The sequence below is a fragment of the Streptomyces sp. NBC_01669 genome (assembly GCF_026339735.1).
In the GTDB taxonomy this organism is placed as follows: domain Bacteria; phylum Actinomycetota; class Actinomycetes; order Streptomycetales; family Streptomycetaceae; genus Streptomyces; species Streptomyces yanii.
Map to the genome: position 1 here is coordinate 666,626 of NZ_JAPEQG010000002.1, position 17,570 is coordinate 684,195.

16 protein-coding genes and 2 pseudogenes are annotated in these 17,570 nt (G+C 68.3%); 7 read left to right on the forward strand and 11 right to left on the reverse strand.

The genetic code is table 11. The annotated features are described in order from the left end of the window. Window positions 1–143 precede the first annotated feature (143 nt). Window positions 144–1,592 (reverse strand): NAD(P)/FAD-dependent oxidoreductase, encoded by a 1,449-nt coding sequence (locus OG972_RS43985; protein WP_266992124.1) that lies wholly within the window; start codon window positions 1,590–1,592, stop codon window positions 144–146. Between OG972_RS43985 and OG972_RS43990 the strand changes: the two are divergent. Beyond that, window positions 1,558–2,141: pseudogene (locus OG972_RS43990) on the forward strand (IS110 family transposase); the annotation flags it as partial. The gene OG972_RS43985 and the pseudogene OG972_RS43990 overlap by 35 nt on opposite strands. Window positions 2,142–3,106: 965 nt before the next feature. Then, window positions 3,107–3,538 (forward strand): hypothetical protein, encoded by a 432-nt coding sequence (locus tag OG972_RS43995; protein WP_266992125.1) that lies wholly within the window; start codon window positions 3,107–3,109, stop codon window positions 3,536–3,538. Window positions 3,539–3,746: 208 nt separating this feature from the next. On the opposite strand, the gene OG972_RS44000 is transcribed toward OG972_RS43995, so the two are convergent. Beyond that, entirely contained in the window at window positions 3,747–4,946 is a 1,200-nt protein-coding gene (locus OG972_RS44000; RefSeq protein WP_266992127.1) for a transposase, read from the reverse strand. 52 nt (window positions 4,947–4,998) lie between these two features. On the opposite strand from OG972_RS44000, the gene tnpA reads away from it, so the two are divergent. Beyond that, window positions 4,999–5,427, forward strand: coding sequence for an IS200/IS605 family transposase (gene tnpA, locus OG972_RS44005; RefSeq protein WP_266988239.1), 429 nt, complete (start codon window positions 4,999–5,001; stop codon window positions 5,425–5,427). A gap of 109 nt (window positions 5,428–5,536) precedes the next feature. After that, a pseudogene (locus OG972_RS44010) lies at window positions 5,537–5,866 on the forward strand (VWA domain-containing protein); the annotation flags it as partial. Window positions 5,867–5,994: 128 nt separating this feature from the next. Here OG972_RS44010 and OG972_RS44015 read toward each other — a convergent pair. The 3 genes from OG972_RS44015 to OG972_RS44025 all read right to left on the reverse strand — a co-directional run bounded on the left by OG972_RS44015 (window position 5,995) and on the right by OG972_RS44025 (window position 7,968). Then, a complete protein-coding gene (locus tag OG972_RS44015; RefSeq protein ID WP_266992129.1) occupies window positions 5,995–6,300 on the reverse strand; it encodes a VWA domain-containing protein in 306 nt (101 codons plus the stop codon). Continuing rightward, a complete protein-coding gene (locus OG972_RS44020) occupies window positions 6,297–6,620 on the reverse strand; it encodes a VWA domain-containing protein (RefSeq protein ID WP_266992131.1) in 324 nt (107 codons plus the stop codon). Before OG972_RS44020 ends, OG972_RS44015 begins: the two co-directional genes overlap by 4 nt. Before the next feature lie 121 nt (window positions 6,621–6,741). Continuing rightward, a complete protein-coding gene (locus tag OG972_RS44025) occupies window positions 6,742–7,968 on the reverse strand; it encodes an IS110 family transposase (RefSeq protein ID WP_266992992.1) in 1,227 nt (408 codons plus the stop codon). 301 nt (window positions 7,969–8,269) lie between these two features. Between OG972_RS44025 and OG972_RS44030 the strand changes: the two genes are divergently transcribed. Beyond that, entirely contained in the window at window positions 8,270–8,440 is a 171-nt protein-coding gene (locus OG972_RS44030; protein ID WP_266992132.1) for a hypothetical protein, read from the forward strand. Window positions 8,441–9,012: 572 nt separating this feature from the next. Here the strand turns inward: OG972_RS44030 and OG972_RS44035 are convergent. Beyond that, window positions 9,013–9,402 (reverse strand): hypothetical protein, encoded by a 390-nt coding sequence (locus OG972_RS44035; protein ID WP_266992134.1) that lies wholly within the window; start codon window positions 9,400–9,402, stop codon window positions 9,013–9,015. Window positions 9,403–9,618: 216 nt separating this feature from the next. On the opposite strand from OG972_RS44035, the gene OG972_RS44040 reads away from it, so the two are divergent. Further along, a complete protein-coding gene (locus OG972_RS44040; RefSeq protein WP_266992136.1) occupies window positions 9,619–10,656 on the forward strand; it encodes a hypothetical protein in 1,038 nt (345 codons plus the stop codon). Window positions 10,657–10,722: 66 nt separating this feature from the next. Here OG972_RS44040 and OG972_RS44045 read toward each other — a convergent pair whose 3' ends face one another. Next, entirely contained in the window at window positions 10,723–11,826 is a 1,104-nt protein-coding gene (locus tag OG972_RS44045; protein WP_266992138.1) for an IS630 family transposase, read from the reverse strand. A 34-nt stretch (window positions 11,827–11,860) separates the two neighbouring features. Between OG972_RS44045 and OG972_RS44050 the strand changes: the two genes are divergently transcribed. Further along, complete coding sequence (locus tag OG972_RS44050; RefSeq protein WP_266992140.1) at window positions 11,861–12,193, forward strand: hypothetical protein; 333 nt, start codon at window positions 11,861–11,863, stop codon at window positions 12,191–12,193. A gap of 34 nt (window positions 12,194–12,227) precedes the next feature. Here the strand turns inward: OG972_RS44050 and OG972_RS44055 are convergent, their stop codons facing one another. From OG972_RS44055 to OG972_RS44070, 4 genes are all read right to left on the reverse strand, one after another. Then, window positions 12,228–12,722, reverse strand: coding sequence for a GNAT family N-acetyltransferase (locus OG972_RS44055; RefSeq protein WP_266992142.1), 495 nt, complete (start codon window positions 12,720–12,722; stop codon window positions 12,228–12,230). 491 nt (window positions 12,723–13,213) lie between these two features. Beyond that, the gene (locus OG972_RS44060; protein ID WP_266992144.1) at window positions 13,214–13,777 is read right to left on the reverse strand and encodes a hypothetical protein; all 564 of its coding nucleotides are present in this window, start codon (window positions 13,775–13,777) and stop codon (window positions 13,214–13,216) included. Then, window positions 13,774–16,224 carry a site-specific integrase gene (locus OG972_RS44065; protein ID WP_266992146.1) on the reverse strand — a complete coding sequence of 817 codons (2,451 nt, stop codon included), beginning with the start codon at window positions 16,222–16,224 and terminating at the stop codon, window positions 13,774–13,776. The genes OG972_RS44060 and OG972_RS44065 overlap by 4 nt, the downstream gene beginning before the upstream one ends. Next, on the reverse strand, window positions 16,221–17,408 hold the full coding sequence (locus OG972_RS44070; RefSeq protein WP_266992148.1) for a tyrosine-type recombinase/integrase: 1,188 nt from the start codon (window positions 17,406–17,408) through the stop codon (window positions 16,221–16,223). The genes OG972_RS44065 and OG972_RS44070 overlap by 4 nt, the downstream gene beginning before the upstream one ends. Window positions 17,409–17,570 lie beyond the last annotated feature (162 nt).

Genomic DNA, 17,570 nt, shown 5'->3' on the forward strand with positions numbered 1-17,570 from the left:
GCGTTTGATTCTTTGTTGTCCGTTTCATTTGTGGTCAGGTGTCGCGCGCGCCAATGGAATCAAGCCTCCACAGGCCCCCGGAACGGTTCAGTGTTCCTTTCTGCGGAAGCTGCCGAGAGCGAGTGGAGTGGGAGGGAAGCCGGTCATGACTCTGTGTGTGACAGGTGCGCGGTTGGTACGGCCGCCCAGCGATGCTTGATGTTGACGGCCGAAGCCTTGGCCACTGCCACGGGGTTCAAGAAACGCAGCGGACCGATCAGACGGGATGCAAACAGATACAGGTGCCGCGCCACCGACTCATCGCGCGCTGCCGCCGAAAACATCAGCCGCTCCAAGGGATTGAACGGACGGGCGTTGGCGTAGTCAGCGGCCAGATACTGGTGACCGCGCAGCCGGCGCCGGTGTCTGCGTGCATACACGACGAGCGACCTATTGAGGTCGCCCCGACCGGTTGCGGCCGAGGCGACCGCCTCTGCCAACCATTGCGCGGACTGCAGAGCCCAGCCGCATCCCACTCCCCACAGGGGATCGCCGGTCAGGGCGGCGTCGCCGATCAACGCGATGCCCGGTGCGGTCGGCTCGCGGCTGAGAAGCGGGTAGTTGACAGTGCCGGTGATCTTCGTGATGCGCTCGGCGGAGTCGATGGGTGGTGCCTCAGGCAGGGCGCGGACGAATTCGAAGAAGCTGCCCTCCAGATCTGCCCGGAAGGCCGGCAGCCGCTTCTTGTCCGGGAGCACCGCGATCACCGTCACCCCGTCGTCGTTCGGGAACGCGTACGCCATGTCGGGCTCGAGGAACCAGGCGTGACCGATCCCGCCGTGCAGTGGAAGATTGCGGAAGTGCGTGAGATAGCCGAACCGCGCGTTCTCGTACTGCCGAGCAGGCACCCCGGCGAACTTCGCAACGGCCGAGTCCTTGCCATCGGCGCCGACCACCAGACGGGCCCGGATCTCCCGCTCGCCCTGTGGTGTCGACGCGCGCACCCCCACGGTTCGCCCGGCTTCCTGGACCAGCCCGGTCACATGGTGGCCGAGGAGCAGATCGACGCCAGGGGTCTCCGACGCATGGGACCTGATGAGCGGGTCGAGGGTGCTGCGCCGAATGTTGTACGCGTACGGTAGCTCGGGGCCTGCCGGCGCGGCCCTCGGCTCGATCCATCCCCAGCGGGTGTACCAGCGGGCCTCGTTGCGGACGGCTCCAGCCTTCTCGAGAGCGGGGACAAGGCCGAGTTCGTCCAGCACCGGGTAGGCGCTGGCCTGGAGGGAGTGGGTGCAAAGCACCTTGTACGCTTCGGGGTCCGAGCGGCGTTCCAGCAGTGCGACGCGAACCCCGCGTCGAGCGAGCAAAATCGCTGCGGCGCTGCCTGCGAGGCTAGCTCCGCTGATGACGACGTCGTAGTCGTATCCCGCGCTCTCAGGCTTGGTCATGCGCTGATCGCCCCCTTCGGGGTATGCCGTTCGTGGGAGTGGTGCAGTGCCACTGGTGTCAGGAGCATGCTCAATTGTCAAGAGCTGTGGATCGGGTGATGTGTGATCAGGCTGCGAAGAAGTCGCTGCGATGAGCCGGATATGGGCGGGGATCGACAGCGGCAAGGGACATCACCACGGCCTTGCGCTGGATGCCGACGGCAAGACCCTGCTGTCGCGACGGGTCACCAACGACGAGCCCGAGCTGCTGAAACTGGTCGGCGCCGTTCTCGACCTGGCCGGCGACCGTGAGGTCACCTGGGCCATCGACATGACCGGCGGGGAGCCCGCGCTGCTGCTGGCCCTGCTGATCAACCACAGCCAGGAAGTCCTCCATCTCCCCGGCCGCCTGGTGAACCGGGCATCCGACGGCTACCGCGGCGAGGGCAAGACCGACGCCCGCGACGCCAGAGCCCTGGCCGAAGCCGCCGTCGAGGCCGCCGAGCGCCAGCACACCGCTGTCCCTGGGGAGAAGACCATCGCCAAGCTGGTCCACACCCTGGCCGAGGAGGTGATGACCCTCAACGAGCAGATCCGCGAGATGGGCAAGCTCATCGAGGGCCGGTTTCGCGAGCACGAACTCGCCGACATCGTCCTGAGCGTCCCTGGCATCGGCACGATCCTCGGCGCGGATTCCTCGCCGCCGTCGGAGGCAGCCTGGACGAGTTCGAGTCCCGGGAGCGGCAACCTCCACCGAGGTGACCGGTGCGCACCGCCGAGTGGCTGTGGCTCTCGCCGGCCGGGCGGAGGCCCGGCCGGCCGTAGCACTGCACAGTGTGATCAGTCGGATGACGCTGCTGCGGCTACTGATGGCGCTTCCTGATCCCTCTTGGGAGGTGCCCAAGGTGCTCGGATCCATGATTTCGCCACCCGCCGCGGGCAGCAATACGGAACCGTGCTCATCGACTGCGAGACCCGCAAACCGCTCGGCCTGCTGCCAGGACGGGACGCCGAAATCCTGGTCACATGGCTGCGTGAGCATCCTGGGGTCGAGGTGATCTGCCCAGCGCGCGTTCGTTCCCACCTTCACCGACCCCGGCCGGGCCGACGACGAGCTCGAAGTCGCGCAGCATCTGCTGTCCGGGCCAGGCCTGTGCGGCGATGCGGGCAGCCCAGGCCGCCAGCCGGGCGACGCGTTAGGCTCATTTTGTAGGCACGCGTTGCGGCCGCCGAGGCGGCCATGGGCCAGAACGTCAAGTACCCGACGCCGTCACAGGCCGAAGGGGAGAGGCTGGAAGGGAACACGGATCCCGCCGAGGCCGAGTATCCCGCCATGTGGCGCACCCGGCCGTCCCAGACGGAGGGTGAGCGCCTGGCGGAGCATACCGAGAGCTGACAGAGACGGCGGCCGTACAGTAGGGATCCTTGCCGGTTCGCCCTGGCAGGGGCTCTGTGCTCGCCCTGTTTCCCGGCTCCGCCGCAGCCGAATCCCGTGAAGTCAGCGGCCTAAGAAAGGGGCGCTGCACTGCGCGACAGCGATCGACACCACGCCGCCCATGTGCTGTGCGCCGGTGGCCGGCCCGGACTGGCGGCCGTGACCGGCAAGGCCACTGTTCGCCAGGACGGTTCCGAGGCACTCGGGACGAGCCTGCGTTCGATTGTCCACTTCGCGCGCCCGTACCCGAAGGAGGTGCGCCGGTATGGATTCGGAACGTGCCGGCCGTTTGGTGTCGGCGCTTCGTGCCCGTGGCGTGATGGCCCATCTGGTGGAGGCGGGCGTCTACGAGTTCGGGATCCGGGTCGTCCTCAACGAGGGAATCGAGGCGCTGTGGGACGTCGACGGGGCCTCGGGACTCGACGCGGAAATCGTCAGCGACGGAGTACTCATCGGCTTCGTACCTCATGTGTCCGGTTCGGAGAGCTTCACCGAAGAGCAGCTCGTGGAGAGCATCGCCACGACGCAGTACTCGGCGGAAGGGCTCCGTCCGCCCAGCGACACGCCCGCCCCGACCCCGCCGCCGACCGGCGAGGCCGCGCCGTCGCACGGTCCAGCGGTCACCCCGCCAGTCGCCCGCTACCAGCGCCGGGCGCACTGGATCCGGCGCGGCCACAAGGACGGTCCTCGGCGCTGACCAGGCACCTGGCGCATCGCCCGACGCGCCCGCCTGCGACGTGGTCGGCCGCCGTCTCGTCACAGCGGAGCTCACACCTCGAAGAAGGAGACGAGGGCGGCGAAGGGGATCCGGCCGCCCACACATAGGCGGGCGAGTCATCAGAGACGAACCGGAGTCGTTGTCCGGCAGCGTGACTCCTCCCCCTCGTGAACGAGGGGGCTTCTCGCTATGCCGGTGCGGCTTCGCGACGGACCAGCCCGGCCCGTAGAACGTTCAGGGCGCCCACCGTGTCCGCGTGCGCGCTGTGGTCGCACGAGACGCAGTGGAACTTCTCCTGTGTGGGCCGGTTCTCCGCTGCGACGTGCCCGCATTCGGGGCAGGTCCGGGAGGTGTTGCGGGGGTCCACAGCGATCACGTCTCGTCCGGCACTTTCAGCCTTGGCGTGCAGGATCGTCAGGAACACCCCCCATCCGGCATCCGAGATCGAGTGGTTGAGTCCGGCCTTTGCGGCGGCCCTGTTGGGCAGGAAGCTGCCCGGCCGGTCGGGGTCGGGCCTCGGTGCGGGGGCCTTGACCATGTTGCGGATCTTAAGGTCTTCGTGCGCGATGAAGTCGTGTTCGCGGACCAGGCCCCACGCGGTCTTGTGTGCATGATCGAGGCGCTGACGGCGAACCTTTCGGTGCAGGTCCGCAACCTTCTGGACGGCCTTCTTACGCCGGTTGCTGCGGCGCTTGCACCGAGCGACAGCCTGCTGTGCCGCTTCGAGCTTCGCGGCGGCCTTCCGCCCGTGCCGGGGGTTCTCGATGAACTCGCCGCCCGAGTCGGCAAGGAAGTTGGCTATGCCCATGTCGATGCCGACCACAGAGCCGGTCGCGGGAAGCGGCTTAGGCGCGGTCTGCTCGGCGGTCAGGATCACGTACCAGCGCTTGCCCTCACGCTTGAGGGACACGGTCTTGACCTTGCCGACCACCGGCCGGTGCTGGTTGACCTTGACGTGCCCGACACCTTGGAAGCGGACGCGGGTGACCGGGTCGTGCGGAGTGGAGTCCCAGCGGCAGCCGTCCCCGTTTTTGGGGAAGTCGACCGTGTCGAACCAGTTCACGCCACGGAAGCGCGGGTAGCCCGGCGTTTCCCCCGCCTTGACGCGGCGGAAGAACGCGGCGAATGCCTTGTCGAGACGGCGAAGCGTCGCCTGCTGGGAGGAGAAGGACCACCGGCCCTGACGCTCCGGGTCGTGCACCCGGATCTCCTTGAGCTGCGCGGACTGCATCCCGTACTTGATGCTCGTCTTCGATACGTGCCGGTACGCGTCACGGCGTTCCTGCAAGGCACCGTTGTAGAGGGAGCAGTGATCGCGCAGCATCTCGCCCAGTGCGATCGTCTGGCCCACGGTGGGCCGCATAAGGAACTTGTACGCTCGCATCATCCGACCCACCCCCCTTCCACGTTGGCTCGCTTGATCATACTACGCTTGGCGTATGTCACCACGCTGGAAGCCAAATCCCGATATCCGCACCGGACGGCACGTCACCTACACCCTCCACGCACACTTGGTGTTCGTCACCAAGTACCGGCGTGACATCTTCGATGACGCCATGCTCAAACGGTGCGAGGAGATCATGCGAGAGGTCTGCGCCAGCTTCGAGACAGAGCTACGCGAGTTCAACGGCGAGGCGGATCACGTGCACCTGTTGGTGCACTACCCGCCGAAAGTCGCCCTGTCTAAACTGATCAACTCCCTCAAGGGCGTAAGCTCCCGGTACCTGCGGGCCGAGTACACCGGCCGCATCAACCGGATCGGCATGGGGTCAGTGTTCTGGTCCCGCTCCTACTTCGCAGGATCATGCGGCGGTGCACCGCTGACCGTGATCCGCCAGTACATCGAAGGCCAGAAGCGGCCTATCTGACCGCAACGACAGAGGCGGAGCGAACTCCGGCGCTTCGCGCCTCCGGGCTTAGGATGCGTTTCCCTCCCCGGCTGAAGCCGGGGATACCCACGCAAGAACAGGGATGGAGTCCGGCAGCCGCTCGCCCGCCCTGGTCATCTTCCAGACCGACGGCGGGCCCACCAGCAAGCTCGCCGCCGAACGCTACCTATGCAAGGCAGCACGGCTCCCCCTGTTCTGGCAGTTCGTTGGCTTCGGTGACCCCGGCAGCAACGAGTTCGCGTTCTTGCGGAGGCTGGATACCCTCGCCGTGCCAGCCTGCCGCGTCGTCGACAACGCCGGCTTTTTCCACGCCGGCCGCACCCCGAAGGCCACTGGCGACCACCAGCTCTTCGACCGGCTGCTCCACGAATTCCCCGACTGGCTGGCCGCCGCCCGCACCGGCGGCATCGTGCAGTGAAGTCTCAGGACGGCGCCAGCCCGTACCGGCTGGCCTCAGTTCACAGCCACGCCAAGGAACCTGTTGACGCGATCGCCCGTCCGGCAGGAGGCAGCCGGCCCCGGCGACGGTGCGCCCCCGAGAGCGGCTTACGGGTTCATCCAGCGGCCGAACGCGTCGACCAGGCCCGCATAGAACTTGTCGCCCGGGACAGATCCCGGATTCTTGCTCGCGTCGTAGAAGGCGACGTTGGTGAAGGTGGCCGAGGCGGAGGCGTTCAGGTTCTTGTAGAAGGCCAGCTTGCCGCGGCCGAAGCCGACGAACAGCCAGAAGACTCCAAGGGTGGCGGTGTTCTGCAGAAGGGACCGCACTTCGGCCTTGTCCCATGGTTCGTCGCCGACCTGGACGACCGCGAAGGCGGGATCGGATGCTCCGGACTCCTGATAATGGCTCACCGTCCGGCGCATGGCATCGGCCACGTTGCCACAGCCCCAGTCGACCTGTGTGTGCAGCTGCCGATACGGCCGCGATAGTTGTCCAGCCGGATCTCCTCGAGGAACGGCTCACGCCCGCTGGAGAAGATCACCGGCACCATGCCGTCGTCATCCAGGTTGACCGACAGCGCCAGCACCCGCTCGGCGAACGCCTGAACAGCGAACGACTCGTACAGCTCCTCCATGTGCCAGTCATGGTCAAGGACCAGATAGACAGCGGCCCGCTGCCCAGCGAGGCCGCTGCCGTCGTCGGGGTGATCAGCGACCAGAAGACCGAGCACAAGATTCCGTACCGGACCTCCTGCCGAGCGCTCGGCGTGTCGGAGGCGTGGTTCTACAAGTGGCGCCGCCGCCCCGCCCAGCCGACGCAACGCGAGGTCAGACACCCCATGTCGTTTGGTGTCAAGCGGCTTGGGGGTGGGCGTGGTGGGACCAGGCGGTTGCTTCGTCGTAGCGGGTGCGGGTTTTGAGGCAGCCGTGGAGGATGCCGACGAGTCGGTTGCCGAGTTGGCGGAGGGCGGGGTTGTAGCCGACTTCGCGGGCTCGTTGTTTGTCGTAGTAGTGGCGGGCGCCGGGTGAGGCGCGCAGGGCGGAGAACGCCTGGGTCTGGAGGGCGTCGGCGAGGCGGTTGTTGCGGACGTAGCGGGCCTGGACGGTGTGGCTCTTGCCGGAGGCCCGGGTGATGGGGCTGGTGCCGGCGTAGTTCTTGCGGGCTTTCGCGCTGGTGTATCGGGTGGGGTCGTCTCCGAACTCGGCAAGCACCCGGGCGCCGGTGATCTCCGCGATGCCGGGCATCGAGAGGTAGATCTCAGCGTCCGGGTGCGCCAGAAAATGCGTCTTCACCTGCTCTTCCATCGCGGCGATCTGCTCGTTCAACGCGATGATCAGACGGGCGTGAGCGGTGGCGGTGGCCGCGTAGGCGGCCGTGACCGGCTCGGGCAGGCCGAGCTGCCGCTCACGCAGCGCGGTCTGGATCGTGGCCGCTTTCGCGGCACGGTTGTGGCGGCGGTGCCGGGTCAGGACGGCGGTGATCTGGGTGCGGGTCAGCTTCGCCGCCGCGGCCGGGGCAGGCGCCTTGATCAGCAGTTCCAGCGCGTCTGTGCTGGTCAGGGTCAGGTCCGCGTAGGCGTTCAGGGCGGCGGGGAAGTACTCGCGCAGGGTGGTGCGCAGCCGCTGGAAGGTGCGGGTGCGTTCCCAGATCAGGGTCTGGTGGGCGCGGGCGACGACCTTGACGGCCTGGGCCTGCTCGCTGTCCCCGGCCACCGGCCGCAGCTGGGCCCGGTCGATGCGGACCATGTCGGCGAGCGCGTGCGCGTCGCCCTTGTCGCTCTTGGCGCCGGAGGAGGCATACCGTTCCTTGAAACGGGCGACCTGCCGGGGGTTGATCGCATAGACCTGGTAGTCGGAGGCGATCAGGGCCTGCACCCAGGAGCCGCGGTCGGTTTCGATCCCGACCACCACCTCGCCCGGATCCAGGTCCTCGCCGCCGTGGCGGGCGAGGAGTTCGTGCAGTTTGGCGATGCCCGCCACTCCCTCGGGCAGGTTCGCGGCGGCCAGCTTCCGGCCGGTCTCGTCCTGGATCTCGACATCGTGGTGGTCCTCGGCCCAGTCATCACCGATCAGCAGCAACAGACCCTCCCCAGTCACGTACTTGACACAGCGGTGCAGCCTGCGGAAGGCACGGCACGCGGCCTAATGGATCCAGTGCTCACACCCTGACGGGCGGGCACGCCACCCCATCAGCGGTCTGGCCTCCCGGCCGACCAGCAGGGGCACGGTCTGACCTCAGAAGTCGATGCTTCCGGCGGCGTTAGTGCTCACCTGCTGGCGGCTACGGAACCGAGCATTCCCCAGTTCCGTAGCTCCCATTAGGCGGCAGGCGCTGGCCGAGCGGATCCGCTCTTCCCGCCCCGCTTCCCTATACGACCTGATGTGCAACCTGGACGACGCCGCCACCATGCGCGCGGTCCGCGCCCGGACGTCCGACCCGGTCACTGTGAGCGCGCTGGACAGCGAGCTCGTCGACCTCGACCGCGAGCACGTCAGCATCCGCCTGGCGCTGCTGAGCCGGTTCGAGGGCGTGGACCACGACCACATCTGACCCGCAACGAGACGGCCTCGCCTACCGGCGGGGCCGTTTCGTTCTGCCGGGCCCGGTGCAGTCGCCCGGCCGAGGCCGACAAGAAAGCAGCCTCGCCGACGGGGGGCGGCGAGGCTGCAGCCAGTGTGGCAGGACCAGGCCACCGTTGTGCCCGATTCGCCGTGCGGAGCGGAGCGGCGGCGAAGAGGCGGCGAAGCGCGCCAGTTGGCGGCCGGACGTCGCCAGGGACGCGCCCGGGCGCGCAGCTGGCGGAGGCAGCGGCCGGCCGACACGGTCGGAGCTCGAGGGAGCGGACCGAGCAGCGAGGAAGGGCCGACAGCGCGAGCAGGCCGCGCCGGGCCGTCAGACAACAAAGCCTCTTCCTCCGACTAACGCGGAGAAGAGGTGTCGGTGTACGAAAAGGGCTTGCCCATGGGGTCTGACCAGGCAAAACGCTCAAGATCACAAAAGGGGGGTTCACACCTCCGGTAGTATCTCCGGTGCAACTTTGGGTCCCCCTGTGCAGACAACTGTGCAGACAACCGTGGGTGCAACCCTCATCCGGGGTGCGCCGCAGCAGGCTTGCCCGGACGTCATGAGCCGTCCGAGCCGCCGAAGCGGCCGAGGAACTCGGCCAGGCGCCGGCGCTGGCGCCGCTCCTCGGCGAGCTGCCGGGCGAGCTGCGCGCGGTCGATGTAGAGCTCCACGGCTTCGAGCACCAGGCGCTGGAGCTCGGCCGGTTCGAGGGCTTCGACCTCCCACTGGACGGGCCGACAGACGTCGAAGCCGTACCGGCGGGCGAACGTCGGCCAGCGCGGGTCATCACGCTTCCCTTCGGCCGCGGGCAGTTCGTACGTCAAGACCTGCTCGCGGGTGAGCAGGACCCGCTCCACCGTCGACCAGCAGTTGGTGCGCGCCACCCAGTCGCGTTGAATGTCGTCGCCCGAGCAGTCGAAGTCGCCGACGTTTCTCCGGGGCGCCACGAGCGTGCGGTAGGAGTTCACGCAGCTCAGAAGCGGTCAGGACGACCATAGCGTGTGCAACAGGTGTGGTGCACGAAGCTCCGCGCAAGATTCACTCGGCGGAAGGCAAGCCAGAGTCGGGCCGCTTACCTTGTCGTTTAACGTCCGGCTTCGAACAGGCGGACTGGAAGGTGGCATGATCGGCTCCGGTTGGACTCGGCGGTGGGGTGATGTGACGTGGGCGAATGGCGGACCGATCCGACGTTCGCGATGTGCCGGGCATTGGCGGACGGGGCGGATCTGTCCTCGTTCGCGGGCGGGCCGTTCGATGTGCGGGCGGTGGTGGCCGCCATGCGGCCCGAGGCCAAGGACGGAGTCCTGCTCGGCCAAATCCCCTGGGAGCGCTTCCCGCAGGGGGAACACGTCAGGGATGCCGTTCACCTGCTATACACCGAGGGACCCCTTCGCTCCGGAACGGGCGTTGTGAGCGGCATGTGTGCCAACGACATGCGGGCCGCCGCCGTTCTCGCCGTACCGTTCCTGATCCGCATCGCCGCCGACACCCGCCACTCTTATCGTGCCGACGCTCTCGCCGAGGCCTCCTGCCCGGCCCGCGCCCGCCACTTCGGTATTGCCTCCCGCGACGCACTGCTGCTCCACCGCGCCGACACCCGGGACGGCGCTCTGTACGACGATTACGACGACTACGGCGTCGAGGTGACCGGCTACCCTGCGGGCTGGTCGGTCGCCGCCGCCCGGGCCGCGATCACCGCCGACACCGCTCTCCTGCACCCCCTTCTCGACGACCCCGACCCGTCGATACGTATCGACGCCGCCTACACACTGGCCACCGCCGCAGACCTCGACCGCGCGGTCCGTTCCGCCTTCCGTGCCCGGCTCGCCGCCGAGCAGGACCCGATCGTCAGCGCCGCCTTGGTCCTCGCCACCGCCGAAGCCACCCGCTCCCAGCCCCACTCGCCGACCATCGCGTGGATGCGGGAACAGTGGCGGGACCGGACACGAGCGCCCGAGGTCCGGCTGGCCGCCGCGATCGGCTGGCTCTGCCTCACCGACGAACCCGTCCCCGACGACTTGCGCGCCATTGTCGACGACCTCGCCACCGACGAACGCGCCCACGCCCTGGACGACCTGCCCTGGATGGCCAACGCCGGGGGATCCGAGGAGACCGGACTGCAACATTGCGTCCGAGAGATGCTCCACCCCGACCAGCCCGATCCTGATGATTGCGACGACCCGTGGGCCCCGCGCCACTGACGGCGAGGGCAAGCCACCAGCGCTAGTGCTGCCCCGCGCAAGTTCGTGGAGGGGTGTTGGGTCTGATCAGGCGGTCTTGAGTGGGCTGCCGTCATAGGTCCATCTGTACGGCTTCGCGGTCTCGTTGCGGCCGATGACGTAACTCTCCAGCTTGTCGATGAGGTCATCGCGGCTGGAGAAGTCACCGTGTCGCAGCACGCGGCGGGTCAGGACGGAGAAGAACAGCTCGATCTGGTTGAGCCAGGAGGCGTGCGGCGGGGTCCAGTGCACGTGCCAGCGCGGGTGGTTGGCCAGCCACGCCTTGGTGTGTTTGGCGGTGTGGGAGGAGCCGTTGTCCAGCACGACATGGATGTCCTGGTCTGGGGCGATGGCCGTGTCGAGCTGGTCGAGGAAGGCAGTGAACGTCGCTGCGTCGTTGCGGGCGATGATCTCGGTGAGGACCTCGCCGGTACGCACGTCCAGGGCGGCGACCAGTGAGGCGGTGCCGTGGCGGCGGTACTCGAACTCCTCGCGAGCGGGCTCGCCCGGCCTGGCGGGACGACCGGGGTGGCGCCTGGCGCGGGCGGCGATCGCGGTCTTCTCGTCGATGGACAGCACCACCGCCCCTTCAGGCGGGTCGCGGTACAGGTCGCACACGTCCGCGACACGGTCCCAGAAGTCAGGGGTGTCCCGGCGGGTGAGCCAGCCGCGGACCCGGTGCGGCTTGAGGTCCAAGTCGGCCAAGATCCGACCGACTTGGGAGGCAGAGATGGTGACGAAGACAGTGCCGGCGACCTGGGCGGCGATCGTGCGGTGCGACCAGGTCGCTTCCGGGTGCGGGGGCGCACTGGTGGCGGCGGCCACGATCGCCAACGCCACCTGGGGCCCGTATACCTTGGGCCGGCCCGAGCGGGCGGCGTCCTTCAGCCCGTCCCGGCCCAGAGTGGCGAACCGTCCGCGCCACTTACGGACCGTGTTCACGCTGACCGCCAGGTCCCGCGCGATGGCCCCATTGCTCAGGCCCTCAGCCGCCGCCAGCACGATCCGCGCCCGGAGCACCGCCCGCACCTGCGCTTTCAGGGAAACCGCTGTACGGATCAGACGCTCGCGCACCCTCTCGTCCAACTCCACCACGACCGCCTCAACCATCCCGGCCACACCCTCGCCCGCCCCGACCAAAGTGATGATCATGGCGTATGCGGGGGTGACCCAGCAGGATGGACCCGTGCCGAAGAATCCGCCCGAGTCCATGCAAGATCACCTGCGCCACCGTCTGAACGTCCGCGCCAAGGAACGCTGGCCCCAGCTCGCCCGCGTCCAGGTGCGCTTCCGCTCAGGATTCGCCTACGTGGCGGGGGAACTGCCGGGCGAGGAGGAACCGCTGCCGCTATGCCGCCTGCGCTTCACCGGCGTCCTGCACACCTGGGGCTTCGCCCTCTACCTCGCCAGCCGAGGCAAGTACGAGGACAACCTCCTGCCCACCGGCCTACCTATCGGCAGCCCCGAAGACTGCATGGACTGTGCCTGCTACCTCTACCTCGGTGACCAGCCGGCCTGACCAACACCCCTTCACGAACTAACGCGAAGGAGGACTACCGCGCATCGAAGGCAACCCATGTGTTCCCCGGCAGCTCGGGCTTCCCAGGCACCGGTCGCCGCTCCTCGGTCCAGGCCTCGCCCGCGACTTCGGAAGCGACGTGACGCCAGAAGCGTGCCGCGCCCGCGTTCTCCTCCTGAAAAGCGATCTCCCATCGGCCAGGGTGCGCGGCCAGGACGGCCTGCACCGCTCGCAACCCGAGGCCCGACCGGCGTGCCCCACGCACCACGAAGAAGCTGTTCAGCACGCGCGCATCGCTGTCCAGCGCGCGTACGAACGCAAAGCCGACCGGCCGGTCACCAGACCATACGAGATAAGCCGACCAGGTGGGATCGCCGATCGCCGACTCTAGCCACTCGCGGCGGTATGTTCCGTCCGGGTTCGGCAGGACGCCCCAGAACTCCGACAGGTCGTGCAGGAAAAGCGGCCAGAGTCGTTCCAGGACGTCGCGGTCCTCGGCGCCCGCTCTGCGGACAACAAAGTCTGCCATCTGATCCTCCTCGAGAACGCGAGAAGCCTTCCGGCAGACCGGAAGGCTTCGAACTATCGAGCGGACCTTATCGTGTCTACGACCTGGACACACAGCTCGCAGATCCAGGCCGCGCGGACGGTGTCTGCGTCGGCACCGTCACGTTCAGCCGACTTAGCGGACGCACGGAGGTTCACCTGCACCCCTCCACGAACTAACGCGGCACAGCACTAGATCTTCGTTCAGGGACTCAGCGAGGCTCAGAGGAACTCACGGGATATCTCGCAGTTGTCTGCTGCCTGGTCTCGAACGTATTTCACGCGTGCGTGGGGTTTGCCCAGATCAGGGCGCGCGGGCCCAGCCTTCTGCTGATGCTGTGCTCCGTCACAGAAACACCGCTCAGCGGGAAGGCCGTGGAGATATGCATTGTCACCAAGCATCAGTTCTCGCACAGGCAGTTACTCAGAAGCGCCGTGGCGTCCTTTTGCCCAAGAGGCCGTTGATCTGCTGTTTCACCCCGTAGGTGTGGGCGGTTCGCGTACGCAGTTGAGCTGGGCCATCAGCTCACGGTTGGCTGCGCGGGCGGCGGCGAGGTCGTCGTCGCGGTCCTGGAGCTTGAGTTCCAGATCGATGGCCTGCTGTTCGAGCGTGGTGATCCGAGCCTGAAGCTGTTCGGTGTTGTCGGGGCCGCCGATGCCGGACTCCCTCCAGACCTGTTCGCCCAGGGCCTGGCTGAGGCGGCCTTCGAGGCGCCGGATGTGCGCGGCGAGGCGGGCGGTGCGGGCCTCGGCGGCCACCAGGTCGGTTTGGAGTGACGCCCGGCTGACGGCCGGGCCCCGGTCGCCGGAGATCGTGGGCGGCTCGGCGGCCTGGGCGTGGATCTGACCGAGCAGGTCGCGATGGCGGTAGAGGAAGGTACGGTCGACGCCCGCGCGGCGGGCAATCGCCGCGACGCTGACTTCGGAGCCGTCCTTCGCGGATTCGGCCAGAGCGGCGAGGACGCGCTGGCGACGTCGGCCGGTGTCGGCTCGTCGGCCATCCAGCATCGCCTGGACGGCGGGGTCGGGTGGGGTCATGCGGGTCGCTCCGGTCGCAGGTCGGGCAAGGGCTGAGGGATGCGGGGCATGCCGAGGAAACCCTGGCGGGTCTTGCGGATCATGGCGGCGGCCTGCTGGATCTCGGCGCGTTCGGCGTCGGTGAGCTTGTCGACTTCCTCGGTGACGCGACGGATCAGCCGCCGGACGCGGGAGATCTCCTCCTCCGACGGGGTGGCCTCGGTGCGCGCCCAGTCGTCGGCCTCGGTCATCGACCGCAGCCTCTCGCGCTGCCGCAGCAGACCGTCGAGGTAGGCGGCGAGCTCGGGGAGGTAGGAGATGTCGGTGGAGTAGTGGTCGCAGCCCATGCAGCGGAACCGCAAGGGGCAGGCACCGCCTCCGGCGGCGACGTTGGAGGGTTCGGAGCAGGTGCCGAAGGGGACTTGCACCGATCCGATAGCCAGGCGAGTGCGCTCGGCGTCCAGCAAGGTGGTGACCGCTCCCCAGACGCGCTGTCCGTGGCGGTCGAACTGCATGGTGGTGACCTTGTCGACGGCTTCGCGCAGTCGTACTTCCTTGACCCGGTAGTAGCAGCGGGTCGACTGGTAGGAGTCGTGATCCATCAAGGGTGACAGGACCTCAATGGAGACTCCGGCGTCCGCGTGACGCTGGGCGAAGGAGTGCCGGTAGGCGTAGGGGAAGATCTCCTCCTTGTCGAAGACGGTGCCGTCGTCCAGGTGGAACTCCGGCAGGACGGTGACCCACTCACGGTGCATCCCGCTGAAGTGGTTGGAGTCGATGCCCTTGTTCCCGAGCTGGTTAATCACCGACGACGGCAGCAGGGCCAGCTGGGACAGCGGCCTGTCCGGGTAGAGGAGGCGGACGCGTTCTTGCTGCTCGCGGATCAGCCGGGCAGTGGGTTCGTGGATCGGCAGCTCACGCCGGATCCGCTGTTCCTTCCAGTTGTTGTAGACCAGGACGGGTTTATCCTGCCGGTCCCGGTTCAGGCAGTGGAACTCCAGCTTGCAGATCTCCTCCGGGCGCCGGCCGGTGTCCATCATCAGCTCCACCGCGACGCGCAGTTCGCGGCACGTCATCTCCTCGAACACGTCCAGCTGAGCGCAGAGCTGCCGCATCACCTCCGGCGGCAGGTCCTGGCCCTCCTCGGAGGGCTCTGGCGGTTTCGGAACGTCGTGCCGGGTGATCACGAAGTCGTCGGGAAGCCCGGCCATGGGCCCATCGGCCCTGGTCAGGCCCATCACGCGGGACTGCCTCAGCACGTTGCGGGCGGCCCGGACGTAGGTGGTGCGGGTGCCGGCGGCGATGCGGCCGTTGGCCTCCAGGAACGTCATTCGGTTCAGGTAGTTCTCGATGTCCGCCCGTCCCAGCGCCGCCGTGTCTGTGCCGTGGTCCTGGCGGGCGTCGAGGCTGCGTGACAGGAAGGCCAGGGCGGTCAGGTGCTGGCGGGCGTGGGAAGACGTGCTGCGGGAGCGTACCCGGGTCAGGTAGTCGCGGGCCCAGCGTTTCGCGGTCTCCTTCAGCCAGGGCTGGTGGACGGCGGTGAAGTCCACCGAGCCGCGGTGCCCAAAGACCGCCAGGTCCCAGATGTCCTTGCCGTACTCGCCCTCCGGGGACTTGAAGGCCCGCAGCGCGTAGGCGGTCAAACGGCTGAGCAGGACCATCGCGGTGCCGTTCGATTCCGGTGCCGGGACGTCCTCCAGCCCTCCCGCCCGCGAGGGGCGGATCGTGCGATCGATGAGCGAGCGCAGCCCGCCGACGTCGGTCTTCGCTCCCCGCTGGCAGCGGCGCTGCAGGCCGAACAGCAGCTGTGCGACGACCAGGTCCGGCAAGCCCCGGAAGCTGACCTCGGCACCGCTGCAGCCCGACGGCGCGGTCCGCAGCCACATCTGCTCGTCGACGGGCCCCTCCTTGCGCAGCTGGTTGAGCTGTTTGCCGTGCGGGTGACAGAGCCGGTGGCCCATCGCGGTGACGGCCTGGCGGGTGCAGGCGAGCACGCCGCAGCCACCGAAGCCGGGCAGGGCCCGGGCCGTAGGGCCGGTCATGAACTCCGCCATCGTGCCGCCGAACTGCTGGTACTGGTACCAGTGCGAGCGACACAGCGGCTGTTTGCGGGAGTTGATCCAGGTCCGCTCACATCCGTCGACCCGGCACTGGCCCGGGACGACACGCGAGGCGGTGCGCGGGAGCTGGATGAACTCCTGGAGCGGCAGTCCCGACTGTCGGTGCTGGTCCTGGCAGGTCCGGCACAGACCGCGGGCCTTCGACGGCAGGTCGCACCTCGGCACCGGGCAGGCCCGCATGCCCAGCGTCGGGTGGTCGATCGGCGCGGTCAGGACAAGCCGATCAGTGTCCCAGCCGACCCCTTTGAGGAACTTCGGCTCGATCAACGACCACAAGAACGCGGCTCTGTCCTCCTCGGATGCGCCTGGGGACGGCGGCACCGCCGGCAGCGACACGGTCGCGGTCACCGGGCGCCTCCCGCCAGCTCGCGCGGCGAAGGCACCCGGTCCACCGCCTCCCGCAACCGGCCCGGGTCGGGGTGCAGATACGGCTCCGCGCTGGACAGCCGTGCGTGATCGAGCAGGGCGGCCACCTCGTCCAGAGTGCCGCCGGCGTCCGCGACGTTGCTGGCCATCGCGTGTCTGAGCATGTGCGGGGTCACGATCCGCGACAGCCCGGCCCGCTTCGACAGCCGCTGAAGCAGCTCCGTGACGCCGTCCGGGCTCATCGGGGCGCCCAGCGGCTCGGCGAACAGGTTCACCAGCACGAAGTCGCTCGCCGCTCCGTGCGGCAACGCCATCCGCTCGATCACGTACTGGTCGTGGGCCTGGACCACCAGGAAGTCGACCGGCTTGGCCTTCCCCGGACCTGCGGACTGCTGGCGTTTGGCCCACGCCCCGTTGACGTTCTCCCGCCGCAGCACGTGCAGGTGCGAGCCGGCCACCCGGCAGCCGAGCGCGGAGGAGTCCGGCATGAAGTGCATGTCCTCGCGCCGCAGGCCCGCCGCGGTGCCGCGGCGCAGTCCGGCCCGGGCAAGCAGCAGCACGATGAAGCGGTCCCGGGCGTTGCGGCAGGCCAGGAAGAGGGCCACCGCCTCGGCGTCCATGGCCCGGTCCCGGCGCTTACGCGGCACCTGCACCCGGTGGCGGGCCTTGAGCCGGTAGCTCATCCCCTCACCGCAGGCCTCCTCGGGCAGGTCCCAGTCCTCAGCCACCTCGTAGAGCTGGACCAGCACCTCCGACGGCACGGTCTTCGCGGTAATGCCGTGCAACAGGAACTGCCGAACCCCGGTCAGCACGTTCCCGATCCGCCCCGGCTGCCGGTGGGGCTCCGCCCCCGGCCCGGCCATCACCACCCCGCGACCCGCGACCGGCCGCTCAATGCCGGTGGCCTCCGGTGTCCCGTACTTCAGCCACACGGTGAACAGCCCCAGATCCTGCGCGGCACTCCGCCAGTCCCGGCCGGTCCGGGCACACCAGCGCAGGTACAGCGCGACGTGCCCAGCGTACGTACGCGTCGTCAACTCCGCCTGATCCCGGCCGAACCGCACGTACCGCAAGAACGCATCTGCCGCCGGCACCACCGCCAAGTCTTCGTCCAGCACCGTCCAGTACCCCGCACCCGAAGGCAACTGCACACGAAACGCCCGCAAGGCTCTTCCTCCACTCCATCTGCAACGTGTCGCAACGATCACGACAGCTCCAGAGATGCGAGGAAGAACCCCAGCTCACACGATCAGACGCAGCGTCCTGCGACACGTCGGAGCGCCAGGGAGAACGACGTAGAGCAGGACCGTGGGACGCGGGTCGCGGGC

Bases quoted from the DNA above. Each gene is read 5' to 3' on its own strand.
- OG972_RS43995 (WP_266992125.1), top strand. From the start codon at position 3,107: ATGGATTCGGAACGTGCCGGCCGTTTGGTGTCGGCGCTTCGTGCCCGT.
- OG972_RS44000 (WP_266992127.1), bottom strand. From the start codon at position 4,946: ATGATGCGAGCGTACAAGTTCCTTATGCGGCCCACCGTGGGCCAGACG.
- tnpA (WP_266988239.1), top strand. From the start codon at position 4,999: ATGTCACCACGCTGGAAGCCAAATCCCGATATCCGCACCGGACGGCAC.
- OG972_RS44030 (WP_266992132.1), top strand. From the start codon at position 8,270: ATGTGCAACCTGGACGACGCCGCCACCATGCGCGCGGTCCGCGCCCGG.
- OG972_RS44045 (WP_266992138.1), bottom strand. From the start codon at position 11,826: ATGATCATCACTTTGGTCGGGGCGGGCGAGGGTGTGGCCGGGATGGTT.
- OG972_RS44055 (WP_266992142.1), bottom strand. From the start codon at position 12,722: ATGGCAGACTTTGTTGTCCGCAGAGCGGGCGCCGAGGACCGCGACGTC.
- OG972_RS44060 (WP_266992144.1), bottom strand. From the start codon at position 13,777: ATGACCCCACCCGACCCCGCCGTCCAGGCGATGCTGGATGGCCGACGA.